This window comes from Pseudoxanthomonas sp. LjRoot143 (assembly GCF_964252945.1).
Lineage (GTDB): Bacteria > Pseudomonadota > Gammaproteobacteria > Xanthomonadales > Xanthomonadaceae > Pseudoxanthomonas_A.
The window spans coordinates 575,903-590,568 of sequence record NZ_CAXUPM020000001.1 but is presented as its reverse complement, the minus strand read 5'-3'; the positions used below and the strand labels follow the sequence as shown (position 1 = coordinate 590,568).

Below are 14,666 nucleotides of genomic sequence, written 5' to 3'. Positions count from 1 at the left end.
GGCGACGCGCGGCGCGCCGCCGGACGGAGTCGCACGGACTTACTGGCCAGCCATCAACCGCAGTACCTGCCCCAGGCCATAAGCGATCACGGTACCGGTGGCGTATCCCACGGTTCCCAGCAGTACGCCGACCGGCGCCAGGCTGGGATGGAACGCGGCGGCCACCACCGGCGCCGACGCGGCCGCGCCGATGTTGCCCTGCGAACCGACCGCGAAGTAGAACAGCGGCGCTTTCACCAGCTTCGCCGCCGCCCAGATCACCAGGATATGGACCAGCATCCAGATCACCCCGATGGCCAGCAGTTCGGGGCGACTGGCAAGCTTCATGAAGTCCATCTGCATGCCGATGCAGGCAATCAGGAAGTACAGGAACACCGTGCCCAGTTTGGAGGCGCCCGCGCTTTCCAGCCTGCGCGCGCGCGTGAAGCTCAGCCCAAGCCCCGCCAGTGTGGACAGCACGACCACCCAGACAAAGGACGAGTCGAGGCTGAATTGCGCCGCGTTCGCCACGTTGGCGCCAAACCAGGCCGCTAATGGCGTGGCGACGGCGTGCGCCAGCCCCACGATGCCGAACGCCAGGCCGATGATCACCATCAGGTCGGACAGGGTGGGAATGCGCGCATTCGCCGCCTCGAACGCCGCGATACGTTCCTTCATTTCGTCGAGCGCCCGCGTATCGGCGCCACTGCGCGCATCGATCTGCGGCGCACGGTTGGCCAGGAACAGCAGCGTGGCCATCCACGCGCTGGCAACGGCCACGTCGACGACGGCGAACTGGCCGAACAGGGTAGCGTCGACGGCGTACACCTCGCGGATGGCGACCATGTTGGCGCCACCGCCGATCCAGCTGCCCGACAGCGCCGCCATGCCCTTCCAGGTATCGCCCGCCACGGCCTGCGGGTGGATCCATTCCATCAACTGGAACGACACGATGGCGCCCAACACGATGCCCAGCGTGCCCGCGCAGAACACGAACAGCAGTTTGGGACCGAGCTTCAGGATGCCTTTCAGGTCGACCGACAGCGTGAGCAGCACCAGGGCGGCCGGAAGCAGGACGCGACTCGCGACCGGGTTGTAGAGGCTGTTGTTCGCGCCATCGATCAGGCCGACCGTGTTGTAGAACGCAGGGATGAAGTAGCACAACAGCAGCGCCGGCACCCAAGTGAAGAACTTCTTCCAGAACGGCGTCGGACCACTGGACAGCCAGAAGATCAGGCCGAGCGTGCCGGCGATGAGGCCGAACAGGACGATGTCGTTCTGGATCAGCGCGGTGGACGGTTCGGTGGCTTCGATCGCCATCGGCGGCGTACTCCTTCAGTCAAAGAAAAGGGCCGGCGTGACCGGCCCTTCGGTGCAGGCCTCAGCGGCCGATGTGCTGCTTCAGCCAGGCGTTGACGGTGTCGTGCCACAGGATGCTGTTCTGCGGCTTCAGCACCCAGTGGTTTTCGTCGGGGAAGTACAGCAGCTTCGACTCGATGCCCTTGCGCTGCAGCGCGGTGAACGTGGACAGGCCCTGGTCCACCGGCACGCGGTAGTCCTTCTCGCCCTGCACCACCAGCATCGGCACGCGCCAGTTGGCGACGTGGTTGACCGGGTTGAACTTCTCGTAGTTCTTCGGCGCGTCGAACGGCGTGCCGCCGTTCTCCCATTCGGTGAACCACAGCTCCTCGGTCACGTAACCCATCGAACGCGTATCGAACACGCCGTCGTGGTTGACCAGGCACTTCCACGGCTCGTTCCAGTTGCCAGCGATCCAGTTGACCATGAAGCCGCCATAGCTGGCGCCCAGCGCGCAGGCCTTGTTGCCGTCGAGGAAGGCGTACTGCTTCTGCGCGGCCGCCCAGCCCTTCTGCAGGTCTTCCAGCGGACGGTCGCCCCAGTGCTGGCTGATCGCGTCGGTGAAGGCCTGGCCGTAACCGGTGGAGCCGTGGAAATCGATCATCACCACCGCATAGCCCTGGCCGGCGTAGGTCTGCGGATTCCAGCGGTAGCTCCAGCCGTTGCCGAAGCTGCCCTGCGGACCGCCATGGATCAGGAACGCGACCGGGTATTTCTGGCCTTCCACGTAGTCGTGCGGCTTGACCACGTAGCCGTGCACGGTCTGGTTGTTCCAGCCCTTGAAGGTGAACTGCTCGAAGTCACCGAACGATACGTCCTTCAGCGTCTCCCCCGCGCTCGGCGTGATGGCGCGCAACGTCGCCCCGACGTCGTCGCTGGTGGCATAGATCACGTCGCCGGACTTCAATGAACTACGCGACAGCACCAGCGTCCGTCCGACCACGTCGAACGCCGACACGCTACCGTCTCCGACGATCTTGCGTGCCTCGCCGCTCTGGATATCCACCGAGAACAGCGGATGTTCGCCCGTGTCCTGCGCGGTGGTGTAGATCCTTTCGCCGTCCTCCGACAGCACGATGCTGTCGGCGCTGCGATCCCAGGTGGGTGCGATCTCGCGGATTTTCCCGTTGTCCAGGTCCATCGCCATCAGGCCGTAGCGGTCGGCTTCGAAACCGGGGCGCTTCATCGCGCGGTAGAACAGCGTCTTGCCGTCGGCACTGAATACCGGGCCGGTATCCCAAGCCGGATTCGACGCGGTCAGGTTGACCGGTGCGCTGCTGCCATCGGCGGCGATCCTGTACAGGTCGAAGTTGGTCGACCACGCTTCGCCCTTGCCGGCCACGCGGACCGCGGCCACGACCGAGGCGCCATCCGGCGACCAGGTGTACTCGTCGGCACCGCCGAACGGCTTGGACGGCGCATCGCCATCCAGGCTGTCGGTCAGCGACGTCGCGGTGGCGACCGGCTTCGCCTTGGCTGCCGGCAGCGCAGCCACGAACAGGCGGCTGCGGCGGCCATCGGCCCAGGTATCCCAGTGGCGCACGAACAGGCCGTCGTAGACCACGCCGGTGCTCTTCTTTGCGGCGGTGTCGTCGAGCCTCCTCTTCGTACAGGCGAAGTCGGCCTTGCAGTCGGCGAAGGTGTCGGTGCTGAACAGCACACGGGTGCCATCGGGCGAAAGCTTGTAGCTGGCCACGTCCAGTGCGAAGTCGGTCAGCTGGCGCGGCGTGCCACCGGTGGTCGGCAGCGCATAGAGCTGCTGCGTGCCGGATTTGGCGCTGAGGAAGTAGACCGTCCTGCCGTCCGGCGAGAACGACGGCGAGTTGACGCTCCAGCCTTCCGGGGTCAGCCGCTTCGGCGGCGCCATATCGCGGGTCAGCAGGTTGCGGATCCACAGGCTGCTGCTGGCCTTCACCACATCGGCGTCGACGACACGCTTGGCGAACACCACGGTGCTGCCATCCGGCGACAGGGTGGGCGACGAGACGCGGTCCAGCTTCTGCAGGTCGCGCACGTCCAGGCCGCGGGCGGCGGCCAGCGACGGCAGCGCCGCCAGCAGGCAGAGGGGCAACAGGGCGGATTTCAGCTTCATCCGGGGCTCCGGCAACAGGGAAACCCCGATGGTAGGCGCTAAGCGCGCCGCGGCGCAAAGGCGTCAGGTCACGCCTTTGCGCCGTGTGTCATCTCACTTCGGGCCGGGTTCGACCTCGCCCAGCGCCTTCGACTTGGCGCCGGTGCGGTAGAGCAGCCAGCCGACGATGGCCAGGATCACCAGACCGACGATCTCGCCCTGCTGGAACGCCTCCGGCAGCACCAGCACGTCGCGGTCCTTGGTGGCGTAGATGGCGACGCCGACGGCGATGCCCATCAGCGCCTCGCCGGTGATCAGACCCGCAGCGAACAAGGTGCCCGGGCGGTGGATGCGATCGCGTGCTTCCTCGTCCTTGGTACCCACCATGCCGTGGCGCTTCTCCACCAGGTAGGCCAACAGGCCGCCGAGGAAGATCGGCACCATCAGTTCCAGCGGCAGGTAGATGCCGATGGCGGCGGCCAGCACCGGCACGCGGAAGCTGCTGCCCTTGGCCTTCAGCGCCTCGTCGATGGCGATGATGACGGCGCCGATCACCGCACCGATGCCGATGATGCCCCACGGCAATTCACCGCCGAACAGGCCCTTGGCGACCGACGCCATCAGCGTGGCCTGCGGCGCGGACAACGGATTCGGATGCTCGGCCGTCGGTGCGCCGATGCCGTAGGCCTCGGACAGGATGTTCAACACCGGCGCCATGATCAGCGCGCAGGAGAACGCGCCGATGCCCAGCATCAACTGCTGCTTCCACGGCGTCGCGCCGACGATGTATCCCGCCTTGAGATCCTGCAGGTTGTCGCCGCCCACCGCCGCCGCGCAGCACACCACCGCACCGATCATGATCGCGGCCACCGCACCCAGCGGCGCGCCACCGGCGCCGACCGCCGTGCGGCCGCTTTCGCCCAGCAACAGCAGCAGTACGACCGACGCGAACAGGATGGTCGCGATGGTGATGCCCGACACCGGGTTGTTCGACGAACCGACCAGGCCGGCGAGATACGCCGACACCGACACGAACAGGAAGCCGGCGACGATCATGATGATCGCCATCGGAATGCTGACATGCCACATGCCGACGATCGCTTGGTACAGCAGCAGCAACGGCAGTACGAAGATGACGAGCGCCACCAGCATCCACTTCATCGGCAGGTCGCGGTCGGTTTCGGCGACGTCCGCGCCGCCCGAACCGGCACGCGCGGCGGCGATGCCGCTCTTGACGCCGGACAGCAGCGACTTGCGCAGCGAGAACAGCGTCCACACGCCGCCGATCAGCATCGCGCCGACGCCGAGGTAGCGGATCTTGGCGGACCAGATGGCGCCGGCCACGTCTTCCGCACCCGCACCGGCGATGCTCTGCGCCAGCGCCGGATCGGTCCCCATGAAGAACATGTGGTACAGCGGAATGGCGATATGCCACGACAGAATGCTGCCGGACAGCACCACGATGCCGATGTTCAGGCCGACGATGTAGCCCACGCCCAGCAGCGCCGGCGACAGGTTGGTGCCCAGGTAGCCGAGGTACTTGCCGAAGAAGCCTGCACCGGCGGCGGTATCAGGGATCAGGCGCATGCCGCTGTGCGCGGCGACCTTCAACACCGCGCCGATGGCGGCGGAGAACGCCAGGATCTTAAGGCCGGGACCGGGATTCTCGCCGGCCTTCAGCACTTCGGCCGCAGCCTTGCCTTCGGGGAACGGCAGCGGCTCTTCAACGATCATCGAGCGGCGCAGCGGCACCGAGAACAGCACGCCCAGCAGGCCGCCGAGGCCGGCGATGGCCAGCACCCACGAATACTGGAAGTCCTGCCAGTAGCCCAGAATGATCAGCGCGGGAATGGTGAAGATCACGCCCGCCGCGATCGACGAACCGGCGGAGGCACCGGTCTGAACGATGTTGTTCTCCAGGATCGTGCCGCCACCCAGCAGGCGCAGCACGCCCATCGAGACGACGGCCGCCGGGATGGCGGTGGCCACGGTCAGGCCGGCGAACAGGCCCAGGTAGGCATTGGCGGCGGACAGCACCACGGCGAGCACGATGGCCAGCACGACGGCGCGGAAGGTAAGTTGCGGAGTCCCCGGCGAGCTCATGGCGCGTTCCCGAATGGCAGAAGGCGGACACGCTAGCGTTCGCCGTCCGGCAAGTCCAGCCGCGTCGGCGAGTGCGCCGCCTATACTCGCCGGGTTTTCCGAAGCCGGAGCGCTCCTTGAGCCACCCTGCCCCCGCGGCCACCGGTCGCGACGACTTCCTGGGCCATCCCAAGGGCGTCTACGTCTGCTTCTTCACCGAGATGTGGGAGCGCTTCTCCTTCTACGGGATGAAGGCGCTGCTGCTGCTCTACCTGACCAAGTACCACCTGTTCGCCGACGGCGCCGGCTACGACCTGATCGGTGCCTACGGTGGCCTAGTCTACTGCATCCCCGTGATCGGCGGCCTGCTGGCCGACCGCTGGCTGGGCATGCGCAAGGCAGTGGTGTTCGGCGGCCTGCTGCTGGTCGCGGGCCATGCCGGCATGGCATTGGAAGGCGTGGCAGCCGTATCGGACGGTGGCGTGGTGACGCGCGACGAAGACGCGCTGCGCACCATGTACCTGTCGTTGGCGCTGATCGTCATGGGCGTGGGCTTCCTGAAGCCCAACATCACCGGCATCGTCGGCCGCCTGTATCCCGTCGGCGATCCGCGCCGCGATGGCGGTTTCAGCCTGTTCTACGCCGGCATCAACCTCGGCGCACTGCTGGCGTCGCTGGTGTGCGGCTACCTGGGCGAAACGCTGGGCTGGAAGTACGGCTTCGGCGCCGCCGGCATCGGCATGCTGCTGGGCCTGGCGATGTTCCTGTGGGGGCAGCGCTACCTGCAGGGGCATGCCGAACCGCCTGCGCCGGCAGCACTGCGTGCATCCGTGCTGGGCGTGAGGCGCGAATGGATGATCTATCTCGGCGCGGGACTCGGCGTGCTGCCCCTGGCGTGGTTGATGTGGGCGGCGGCGAACGGCGCATTCGCACTGGGCGGCGAGCTGTCGCTCGCCCTGGTGCTGATGCTGGTCGTGCTGTTGCTGGTGCTCGGCTGGTTCACCTGGTTCGTCACTACGCAGTGCACCGCGCCGCAACGGCGGCAGATGCTCGCGTTGATGGCGATGATCTTCATGTGCCTGGTGTTCTTCACCCTGTACGAGCAGACCTACGGCTCGTGGGTGATGTTCACCGACCGTCTGTTGACCAAGGACCTGTTTCCGTCGCTGGTGCATGCGCCGGGCGTGCTGGTGTGGTCGGACGATCTTCTGGCGAACCTCGGACTGTTCGTGGGCACCGCGCCATGGTCGACGTGGGGACTGCTGGCGATGCCGGTCGCGTTCGTCGTCGCCGTGCGCACCGGCGAACGCCGCGCCAGCCCGCGGCTCCCGCGCGCGATCTTCCTGGCGACGGCGGCGCTGATGGTCCTGCTGGTACTGCGCGATTCCGTCGTCCTGCCGCAGACGGCCGGGTCGCTGACCTATCTCGGCGCACTGTTCCTGGTGGTGCTGGCACCGGTTTTCGCCTGGCTGTGGGCCACGCTGGGCCGCTACGGACACGACCCGTCCAAACCGCTGAAGGGCGCGCTGGGCCTCGTCTTCGGTGGCCTGTCGTTCGTACCGCTCGCGCTGGCCGCGCAGCAGGTCGGCGAGACCGGCGTGATGGCGAGCGTATGGTGGCTGGTGCTGGCCTACCTGCTGCTGGAAATCGGTGAGATGTGCCTCGCGCCCGTCAGCCTGGCCGCGGTCACCGAACTGTCGGTACCGCGCGTGGTCGGCCTGATGATGGGCATGTGGCTGCTTGCCACCGCGTTCTCGGAAACGCTGGCCGCGCAGTTCGGCAAGCTGGCTGCGCTGGACGTTCCCGAGGGCGAGGCCTGGGATCTCGCCCAGGCCGCGGCGGGCTATGCCGATCTGTTCTGGCTGATGATGTGGATCGGCCTGGGCTGCGGCGCGGTCGCGCTGATCGTGTCTCCGGTGTTGAAGCGGATGATGCGAAGCGTTTGAAAAGCAACGGCGCCCGAGGGCGCCGTTGGTTGACAGGGAACGGAGTCAGGACTACTTCGCTGTCGCTCCGCCGAGATGCCGATTGAAGAAGGCGAGCAGCCGTGTGTAGTACTCCTTCTGATGCTCCGGCTTGTAGAAGCCATGGCCTTCGGTCTTGTAGTACAGCGTTTCGACCGGCACACCCGCCGCCTTGAGACGGCGCTCCATCAGTTCGGTGTGCTGGATCGGCGTGCGCTTGTCTTCGCCGCCTGCCGCCAGGAACACCGGAACCTTGATCTGGCCGGCGAGGTTCGTGGGCGACACGGCCGCAAGTTTCGCCTTGTCGCCGTACCAGTCGCGCAGGAAGGTCTCGCCCGACATGGTCTCCTGGATATCGCCGCGCTGGAACACCATGGGCAGGTCGTACAGACCCACGTAGCCAGCAGAGCACTTGTAGAGCGCCGGCTCCTTTGCAACGCCCATCAGCGCCGCGTACGCCCCGTAGCTGGCTCCGTAGATGCAGATCCGCGCAGGATCGGCATGGCCTTCCGAGATGGCCCATCGGGTCGCATCGGTCACGTCGTCCTGCATCGCGCCGCCCCACTGTTGGGCACCCGCCTGATGGAAGCGACGGCCGTAACCCCCGGAACCACGGAAATTGATCTGCAGGACGCTGTAGCCGGCGCTCGCCAACATCTGCGTCTCCTCCTCGAAAGCCCAGTAGTCGCGTACGCCGAATGGGCCGCCATGCGGCACCACGATCATCGGCGCCTTTCCGCTGACGCCGCGCGGCACCGTGAGATAGCCGTGCAGGTCGACGCCGTCACGCGACTTCAGGCGGATGGGATGCATGTCGGCCATCTTTTCCGAGTCGAGCCACTGCCGGCGCGCCAGTAGGAATTCGGCTTTTTTGGCCTGCGTGTCGAAGATGTAGAACTCACCCGGGTTGCGATCCGAACTGACGCTGACGAGCACGAGTCTGCCGTCGTCGGTGCTGGAAGTAATGCGTACCCGCTGCCCGGCGAAAGCTGCTTCCAGACTCCGGTAGAGATGCGCTTCGGGCGCCTTGGAATCGAAGAACGCAGTGCTCCACTTGCCATCGGCGAGGAACACGCCCAACGGCACGTCACGCACGCCATTGGAATAGATCACCGTTCCCGGATCGACGTTGGCATTCCGGAAAACTTCCTTGCGCTCACCCGAGACCGTGTCGTAGGCCACCACCGTATCCGGGCCCTGCGATTGCTCGACCTGCAGATAGGCGATGCGGTTGTCCTCGGCGAATCCCAAGGGCGCCTCGATGCGACCCGTGACGGCCTCATCGTTCACCAGCTTCCATTCGTCGCCATCGCGCGCGCGATGGAACAGCTTGCTGACGTTGTCGCCCCCGGCCCCAAGCGCGAACCTGACCGCACTGGCATTGTCCGTCGTGAAGTGCGCACGCCGCACGGGCGCGCGCGCGACAGGACTGCGACGTCCCGTGAATACATCCATGCGCTCCGCACGCGTGTACGGCTCGTCCGCCCACGGCCAGATCGCCACCAGCACGTTCTTGTCGTCGCCGGGCAGCGAATCGATGAGCTCGGCGGACACCTGCTCGGACTTCTTCTGCTGGATGTTCGAACCGACCTGCTGCGTCCCGATGCGGTAGCCCACCAGGATCGTCGGTTTCCCTCCATTCGCGCTGATCGCGTAGAGTTCACCAGTGGGAACGGGGCGATCGAGCTGGCCGAACTTCTCCGCGACCGCAATCACCACGCGGTCCGGACTCACCCACCAGAAATCGTCGACATAGGTATTCTTGCCCATGCTGAACGTGGCGAGCATCTTGGTTTCTGCACGGCTGGTAATCGCCAGCGCCGTGCTGTCTTCCAGAGGCACCGTGGCGGCCAGGTACTCGCCGTTCGGCGACAGCTTGATATCTTCGAACTGATCCTTGCGGACGAAGGCATTCACATCCACCTGCGCCGACGCGATGCCGCTGGCCAGCGCCAGACAGGCGGCCAGCCCCCATTTGATCCCCTGCAACATGTCCTTCCCCTGATGGCTTCCCTTGGTGCGGGACGATAGCGGCGACGTGGCGGTCACGCAATCCAGCCATGGGAGAAGGGTATGAGGTTATGCCGCCCTGTCCTTGGCCAGCGTATCGAGGACCACGGCGAGGCCATCCCGCCAATCCGGCATTGGTCGACCCAGTACGGCTTCCAGTTTCGCCACATCCAGGCGCGAGTAAGCCGGCCTTGTCGCGCGCGTCGGAAAATCGGATGTCGTGATCGGCTCGACGCGAGGTACCCGCGCAATCAACCCGCGTTCGGCCGCTCCGTCCAGGATGGCCGTCGCGAAGCCGTGCCAGCTGGTCTCGCCGCCGGCCGTCAGGTGGTAGGTGCCTCGCGGTGCGGCACCATCCTTCAGCAGCGCCGCGGTGACATCGGCGATCAGGCAGGCCGGCGTCGGCGTCCCACGCTGATCCGCGACGACGCGCAGTTCATCCCGTTCGGCACCGAGCCGCAGCATCGTCCGCAGGAAGTTATGGCCGCGTCCGCCGTAGACCCAGGCCGTGCGCAGGATCAGGTGCCCGTCGCCCGCCTGGCGGACGGCGTGCTCACCAGCGAGCTTGCTGGCGCCATAGACGCCCAGCGGCGCCGTCGCCTGGTCTTCGCGATAAGGGTGGGTGCCTTGCCCGTCGAACACGTAGTCCGTCGAGTAATGGACGAACGGGATACCACGCTCCGCACAGGCGCGCGCCAGCACCGCCGGCGCCTCCGCATTGGCACGGAAAGCGGCCGCTTCGTCGTCTTGGGCCTTGTCCACGGCCGTGTAGGCAGCCGCATTGACCACGGCGACGGGTGCAATCCGCTGCACCAGGTCGGCAAGCGTGTCCGGGCGATCGAAGTCGGCGATCTCGCAGCGTCCGCCATCGGGCAGCTCACCGGAGCGCGTGGTCGCCACGATGTTTCCCAAGGGAGCCAGGCTGCGCCGCAGTTCGTGGCCCACCTGGCCATTCCCGCCCAGCAACAGGATGGTCATGGCGCGAACGTCGGCAGACGCTCCGGCGCGATGTCGGCCAGCAATGGAGCAGCCTCGTCCTTCGCCGACAGTTGGGGACCACTGATCGGCCAGTCGACGCCGATCGCCGGGTCGTCCCAGCGCACGCCGGCATCCGCCGCCTTGTCGTACACGGCGGTGCACAGGTAACTGAACACCGCGCGCTCGGACACCACGGCGAAACCGTGCGCGAAGCCTTCCGGGATCCAGAACTGGCGCTTGTTCTCCGCGCTCAGCATCACGGCCTCCCACTGACCGAACGTGGGGGAGCCCCGACGGATGTCGACCGCCACGTCATAGACCTCGCCTTCGAGCACGCTGACCAGCTTGCCCTGTGGGTTCGGCCACTGGTAGTGCAGGCCACGCAGCACGCCGCGGGACGACGACGACACGTTGCTCTGGACGAACTTCGTGGGCAATCCGCGTTCGCCAAAACGATCGGCGTTCCAGGTTTCGAAGAAAAAACCGCGCTCATCGCCGAACACCGCCGGCTCGATGACCACGCAGCCGGGCAACTTGGTCTCAACAATCTTCATTTGACGACTCCACGTGCAGCTAGGGACAGCAGATACTGCCCATATCCGTTCTTGGCCAGCGGAGCCGCCAGCCGCTCCACCTGGGCCGCATCGATCCACCCGTTGCCGAAAGCGATCTCTTCGGGACAGCAGACCCGCAATCCTTGTCGAGCTTCGATCGTTTCGATGAAGTTCGATGCCTCGAGCAGCGATTGATGCGTCCCGGTATCGAGCCACGCATGGCCGCGACCCAAGGGCTGCAGGTGCAGGTTCCCCGCGTCGAGGTATAGCCGATTGAGATCGGTGATCTCCAGTTCTCCACGCGGCGAAGGTTTCAGCGAGGCAGCGTAGTCGCTCGCCTGTCCATCGTAGAAATACAGGCCCGTCACCGCGTAGTTGGAGCGCGGAGCCATCGGCTTCTCCTCGATACCGATCACCCGCCCATCTCCGTCGAACTCCGCCACGCCATAACGTTCCGGGTCGTTGACCCAGTATCCGAATACGGTTGCACCCTCGGCCCGTGCATCCGCCTGCCGTAGCATGTCGGTGAACCCGTGCCCGTAAAAGATGTTGTCGCCGAGCACCAGGCAACTTGGCTTCCCCGCCACGAAGTCGCGGCCGATCAGGTAGGCCTGCGCCAATCCATCCGGGCTGGGCTGCACGGCATACTGGATATCCATACCCCACTGGGATCCATCGCCAAGCAGCGCCTGGAATAGCGCCTGTTCGTGGGGCGTATTGATCACCAGTACTTCGCGGATGCCTGCCAACATCAGCACGCTGAGCGGGTAGTAGATCATCGGCTTGTCGTAGACCGGCAGCAATTGCTTGCTGATGGCCTGCGTCAGCGGATAGAGGCGGGTGCCGGAACCGCCGGCGAGAATGATGCCCTTGCGCGTCTTCATGATCTTCCTGCGTCCTTAAGCGGCGGTACCGATGCGTTCCAGACGGTAACTGCCATCAAGGACGCGCTTCACCCAGTCCTGGTTGGACAGGTACCAGTCGACGGTCTCGCCGATGCCCTGCTCGAAGGTATACGCCGGTTCCCAGCCCAGCTCGTCACGCAGCTTGGATGCGTCGATCGCGTAACGGCGATCATGTCCGGGCCGGTCGGCAACGAAGGTGATCTGGCTGCTGCGCGGCTGACCGTCCTCGCGCGGAGCACGCGCATCAAGCAGCGCGCAAACCGTGTGCACTACCTCGATGTTCTGTTTCTCGGCGTTGCCTCCGACGTTGTAGGTTTCGCCCACACGCCCCTTCTCGAGGACCGTGCGGATCGCACTGCAATGGTCGCCGACGAACAACCAATCGCGGACGTTCTTGCCATCCCCGTACACCGGCAACGGTTCGCCGGCAAGCGCACGTGCGATGATCAGCGGGATCAACTTCTCGGGAAAATGGTACGGGCCGTAATTGTTCGAGCAATTCGTCGTCAGGACCGGCAATCCGTACGTATGGTGGAATGCGCGAACCAGGTGGTCGGACGCCGCCTTCGATGCCGAGTACGGCGAATTGGGGGCGTAGGGCGTCGTTTCGGTGAACTTTCCGGTGTCGCCGAGGGATCCGTAGACCTCGTCGGTGGAGACGTGCAGGAAGCGGAAGCGCTCTCGCCGTTCGCCTTCCAACGCCTTCCAGTAATCGCGCGCCGATTCCAGCAGGCCCAGCGTGCCGACCACGTTGGTCTGAATGAACGCGCCGGGACCGTCGATGGAACGATCGACATGGCTTTCCGCCGCGAAGTTGACCACCGCGTCGGGCTGATGTTCCACGAGCAGCCGGGCGACCAGATCGCGATCACCGATGTCACCGTGCGCGAACACGTGCAACGGGTTGTCTTGTATGGACGCCAGCGTATCCAGATTGCCCGCGTATGTCAGCGCATCCAGGTTGATCACCCTGACGCCCTGCGCGACGGCGCGAAGGACAAAGTTCCCTCCAATGAAACCGGCGCCGCCGGTGACAAGCCACGTCGGCATGTACTGCTCCTTGAATTCAAATCGAAGTGTTATCGCTGTCGCATCGACCGGGCGTGGCGCGATCAGAACGGGATGTCGTCATCCGCGAAGTCGTCCATCGGCGCGGGCTGCGAAGCCGGTGCCGGCGCGGAACGGCGCTGGCCGCCGCCACCACCCTGGTTGCCGTAATCCTGCCGCGGCGCACGCGCCGGACGGTCGCCACCACCGGACCCGCCGCTGCCGCCTTCGCGGCCACCGAGCATCTGCATCTCGTCGGCGATGATGTCGGTGGAGTACTTCTCCTGCCCGTCCTGGCCGGTGTACTTGTCGTAGCGGATCGAGCCCTCGACGTACACCGAGCTGCCCTTGCGCAGGTACTCGCCGGCGATCTCGCCGAGCTTGCCGAAGAACACCACGCGGTGCCATTCGGTGCGTTCCTGCTGGTTGCCGTCCTTGTCCTTGCGCACGCTGGTGGTCGCCAGGCTGATCCGCGTGATCGCCATGCCGCCCTGCGTGTAGCGGGTTTCGGGGTCGTTGCCGAGGTTGCCGACCAGGATGACTTTGTTGATGCCGCGGGCCATATCGATATCCGTTCAGGGATGCCCACCGAGCGCGGGCAAAGACCAGTGAAGTATACCCGCCGGACCCCGGCCATCGGCCTTTCGCCACCTCTCATATAGGGCATTACCGCACGCGGACGCCTATAATTCCGCGACTTCCCGGCCCATCGTCCTATGTCCGTCGTCGAATCGCCCCGCCCCGCCCTGGCCCTGTCCGGCATCCAATCGCTCGCCCAAGCCGACATGGCCGCCGTCGATGCCCTGATCCGGGCGCGGCTGGCATCGGACGTAGTGCTGATCAACCAGATCGCCGACCACATCATTTCGGCGGGTGGCAAGCGCCTGCGGCCCATGCTGGTGGTGCTGGCCGGCCAGGCCTGCGGCCCCACCACGCCGGACCATCACCAGCTGGCGGCGATCATCGAGTTCATCCATACCTCCACCCTGCTGCACGACGACGTGGTGGATGAGTCCGACCTGCGCCGCGGCCGCAGCACGGCCAATGCGCTGTGGGGCAACGCACCCAGCGTGCTGGTCGGCGACTTCCTGTATTCGCGCAGCTTCCAGCTGATGGTGGAACTGGACCGTATGGACGTGATGCGTCTGCTGGCCGACACCACCAACCGCATCGCCGAAGGCGAGGTGCTGCAGTTGCTGCACGTCCACAACCCGGACACCGATGAAGCCGCCTACCTGCGCGTGATCGAGCGCAAGACGGCCGTCCTGTTCGCCGCCGGCACGCAGCTGGGCGCCATGGCGTCGGGCGCGACCGGCAATGTCCCGCAGAAGCTCTACGACTACGGTATGGCGCTTGGCTACGCCTTCCAGATCGCCGACGACGTGCTCGATTACACGGCCGACGCCGAGGCGCTGGGCAAGAACCTGGGCGACGATCTGGCCGAAGGCAAGGCGACGCTGCCGCTGATCCACGCCATCCGCCATTCCGATGCGGCTGTCGCAGACCGCCTGCGCACCATCGTGCAGGAAGGCGATGCCGCCGCCATGCCCGAGGTGCTGGCCGCGATCCGCGCCACCGGTGGGCTGGACTACAGCCGCGAACGTGCGCACCACTACGCCACGCTGGCCGAACAGGCCCTCGACGGCCTGCCCGAATCCGATGCCCTGGCCGCCTTGCGCGGCCTGGCGCGCTACGCGGTGGAACGCGGGCACTGACC

At 65.9% G+C, this 14,666-nt stretch carries 11 protein-coding genes; 2 read left to right on the top strand and 9 right to left on the bottom strand.

What is annotated here, in order from left to right:
* Nucleotides 1-39 precede the first annotated feature (39 nt).
* The 3 genes from ACSQ1W_RS02770 to ACSQ1W_RS02760 all read right to left on the bottom strand — a co-directional run bounded on the left by ACSQ1W_RS02770 (nt 40) and on the right by ACSQ1W_RS02760 (nt 5,512).
* Entirely contained in the window at nt 40-1,299 is a 1,260-nt protein-coding gene (locus tag ACSQ1W_RS02770) for a DUF819 family protein (RefSeq protein ID WP_436041574.1), read from the bottom strand.
* Between the two features lie 61 nt (nt 1,300-1,360).
* Complete coding sequence (locus ACSQ1W_RS02765; RefSeq protein WP_436041573.1) at nt 1,361-3,430, bottom strand: prolyl oligopeptidase family serine peptidase; 2,070 nt, start codon at nt 3,428-3,430, stop codon at nt 1,361-1,363.
* Nucleotides 3,431-3,523: 93 nt separating this feature from the next.
* A complete protein-coding gene (locus tag ACSQ1W_RS02760) occupies nt 3,524-5,512 on the bottom strand; it encodes an OPT family oligopeptide transporter (protein WP_436041572.1) in 1,989 nt (662 codons plus the stop codon).
* A 116-nt stretch (nt 5,513-5,628) separates the two neighbouring features.
* Between ACSQ1W_RS02760 and ACSQ1W_RS02755 the strand changes: the two genes are divergently transcribed.
* Complete coding sequence (locus tag ACSQ1W_RS02755; protein ID WP_436041571.1) at nt 5,629-7,437, top strand: peptide MFS transporter; 1,809 nt, start codon at nt 5,629-5,631, stop codon at nt 7,435-7,437.
* 51 nt (nt 7,438-7,488) lie between these two features.
* Here ACSQ1W_RS02755 and ACSQ1W_RS02750 read toward each other — a convergent pair whose 3' ends face one another.
* The 6 genes from ACSQ1W_RS02750 to ACSQ1W_RS02725 all read right to left on the bottom strand — a co-directional run bounded on the left by ACSQ1W_RS02750 (nt 7,489) and on the right by ACSQ1W_RS02725 (nt 13,512).
* On the bottom strand, nt 7,489-9,447 hold the full coding sequence (locus ACSQ1W_RS02750; RefSeq protein ID WP_436041570.1) for an alpha/beta hydrolase family protein: 1,959 nt from the start codon (nt 9,445-9,447) through the stop codon (nt 7,489-7,491).
* A gap of 87 nt (nt 9,448-9,534) precedes the next feature.
* Nucleotides 9,535-10,443, bottom strand: a complete 909-nt coding sequence (gene rfbD / locus ACSQ1W_RS02745) for a dTDP-4-dehydrorhamnose reductase (protein ID WP_436041569.1) — start codon at nt 10,441-10,443, stop codon at nt 9,535-9,537.
* Nucleotides 10,440-10,997 (bottom strand): dTDP-4-dehydrorhamnose 3,5-epimerase, encoded by a 558-nt coding sequence (gene rfbC / locus ACSQ1W_RS02740; RefSeq protein ID WP_436041568.1) that lies wholly within the window; start codon nt 10,995-10,997, stop codon nt 10,440-10,442. Before rfbC ends, rfbD begins: the two co-directional genes overlap by 4 nt.
* The gene (rfbA, locus tag ACSQ1W_RS02735) at nt 10,994-11,881 is read right to left on the bottom strand and encodes a glucose-1-phosphate thymidylyltransferase RfbA (RefSeq protein WP_436041567.1); all 888 of its coding nucleotides are present in this window, start codon (nt 11,879-11,881) and stop codon (nt 10,994-10,996) included. The genes rfbC and rfbA overlap by 4 nt, the downstream gene beginning before the upstream one ends.
* Nucleotides 11,882-11,896: 15 nt before the next feature.
* Nucleotides 11,897-12,952 (bottom strand): dTDP-glucose 4,6-dehydratase, encoded by a 1,056-nt coding sequence (gene rfbB, locus ACSQ1W_RS02730; RefSeq protein ID WP_436041566.1) that lies wholly within the window; start codon nt 12,950-12,952, stop codon nt 11,897-11,899.
* Nucleotides 12,953-13,014: 62 nt separating this feature from the next.
* Entirely contained in the window at nt 13,015-13,512 is a 498-nt protein-coding gene (locus ACSQ1W_RS02725; RefSeq protein ID WP_192270049.1) for a single-stranded DNA-binding protein, read from the bottom strand.
* A 153-nt stretch (nt 13,513-13,665) separates the two neighbouring features.
* Between ACSQ1W_RS02725 and ACSQ1W_RS02720 the strand changes: the two genes are divergently transcribed.
* Nucleotides 13,666-14,664, top strand: a complete 999-nt coding sequence (locus ACSQ1W_RS02720; RefSeq protein ID WP_436041565.1) for a polyprenyl synthetase family protein — start codon at nt 13,666-13,668, stop codon at nt 14,662-14,664.
* Nucleotides 14,665-14,666 lie beyond the last annotated feature (2 nt).

Bases quoted from the DNA above. Each gene is read 5' to 3' on its own strand.
- ACSQ1W_RS02770 (WP_436041574.1), bottom strand. From the start codon at position 1,299: ATGGCGATCGAAGCCACCGAACCGTCCACCGCGCTGATCCAGAACGAC.
- rfbA (WP_436041567.1), bottom strand. From the start codon at position 11,881: ATGAAGACGCGCAAGGGCATCATTCTCGCCGGCGGTTCCGGCACCCGC.
- rfbB (WP_436041566.1), bottom strand. From the start codon at position 12,952: ATGCCGACGTGGCTTGTCACCGGCGGCGCCGGTTTCATTGGAGGGAAC.
- ACSQ1W_RS02765 (WP_436041573.1), bottom strand. From the start codon at position 3,430: ATGAAGCTGAAATCCGCCCTGTTGCCCCTCTGCCTGCTGGCGGCGCTG.
- ACSQ1W_RS02760 (WP_436041572.1), bottom strand. From the start codon at position 5,512: ATGAGCTCGCCGGGGACTCCGCAACTTACCTTCCGCGCCGTCGTGCTG.
- rfbD (WP_436041569.1), bottom strand. From the start codon at position 10,443: ATGACCATCCTGTTGCTGGGCGGGAATGGCCAGGTGGGCCACGAACTG.
- ACSQ1W_RS02725 (WP_192270049.1), bottom strand. From the start codon at position 13,512: ATGGCCCGCGGCATCAACAAAGTCATCCTGGTCGGCAACCTCGGCAAC.
- ACSQ1W_RS02720 (WP_436041565.1), top strand. From the start codon at position 13,666: ATGTCCGTCGTCGAATCGCCCCGCCCCGCCCTGGCCCTGTCCGGCATC.
- ACSQ1W_RS02750 (WP_436041570.1), bottom strand. From the start codon at position 9,447: ATGTTGCAGGGGATCAAATGGGGGCTGGCCGCCTGTCTGGCGCTGGCC.
- rfbC (WP_436041568.1), bottom strand. From the start codon at position 10,997: ATGAAGATTGTTGAGACCAAGTTGCCCGGCTGCGTGGTCATCGAGCCG.